1 protein-coding gene is annotated in these 1,168 nt (G+C 62.7%); it reads left to right on the plus strand.

Features of this window, described 5'->3' with window-relative positions:
• Positions 1-90 precede the first annotated feature (90 nt).
• Positions 91-1,151, plus strand: a protein-coding gene (locus KIH45_RS19020) for an IS630 family transposase (protein ID WP_213177516.1) whose coding sequence is annotated in 2 segments (ribosomal slippage) — positions 91-583 and positions 583-1,151 — 1,062 coding nt in all. Because the reading frame shifts where the segments join, the coding sequence is not laid out codon by codon here.
• The last annotated feature ends 17 nt before the right edge of the window (positions 1,152-1,168 follow it).

Consider the following 1,168-nt stretch of genomic DNA (forward strand, 5'->3'; position numbering starts at 1 on the left):
ATACCGAAGTGCGCTGAGGATGACTCACTTCGGGGGATTCCCAAGGGGCCGGAAATCTGATTCGACGTTGCAAGCTATTGGAGGCTTGCGATGGCGGCGGCGATTGTTGTTCGAGCAGATTACACATCCTTGGAATTGCGCCGGTTTGCCCGGCGTTGCAGTGATGCGGACCAAGTCAGGCGGCTCATGGCGGTGGCCTTGATTCTGGACGGTGGGAGCCGGAGCGAGGCAGCCAAGATGGCCGGTGTAACCCTGCAGATCGTGCGAGATTGGGTGCTGCGGTTCAACGATGGCGGTCCCGACGGCCTGGCGACACGCAAGGCGCCGGGGCGCGCCTCGATCCTGAACGATGCACAGCGCGCCCGGCTTGCCGAGATGGTCGAGACCGGTCCGATCCCGGCGGCACATGGCGTGGTGCGCTGGCGGCTGTGCGATCTGGCCCAATGGCTATGGGACGAGTTCCAGCTATCGATCACACGCCACACCCTCGGGCGCGAACTTCGCGCAATGGGCTACCGCAAGCTCTCGGCACGGCCCCGCCATCGCGGCCAGAAGCCGGACGACATTGCCATTTTTAAAAAGAGTTTGCTGCCCGCCTGGCGCAAATCAGACGCAACCTCCCGAAAGGAACGCCTGTAGAGCTGTGGTGGCAGGATGAAGCCCGTATCGGTCAGCAGACCAAGCTCACGCGGCGCTGGGCGAAGCGCGGCACGAGACCGTCGGCGCCCAAGGATCAGCGGCGGTCTTCAGCCTGGCTCTTCGGCGCGATCTGTCCCGCTGAAGGCAAGGCTGCCGGCATCGTCATGCCCCGGTGCAACAGCGAAGCGATGAGTATGCATCTGGAGGAAATCGCCTTCCATATCGCGCCGGGCGCCCACGCCGTACTGATCCTCGACCAGGCTGGATGGCACGGATCGGCCGAACTGATCGTTCCGGCCAACATCACGCTGATGCCGCTGCCGCCACGATGCCCTGAACTGAACCCGGTCGAGAACCTGTGGCAGTTCATGCGCGACAACTGGCTATCGAACCGCATCTACAAATCCTACGACGACATCGTCGATCACTGCTGCTTCGCCTGGAACCGGCTCGTCGATCAGCCGTGGCGCATCATGTCCATCGGACTGCGCCAATGGGCGCATGGGTCGTGATTAATGCGCCTTGGTAT

The sequence above is a fragment of the Croceicoccus gelatinilyticus genome (genome assembly GCF_018398395.1).
Lineage (GTDB): Bacteria > Pseudomonadota > Alphaproteobacteria > Sphingomonadales > Sphingomonadaceae > Croceicoccus > Croceicoccus gelatinilyticus.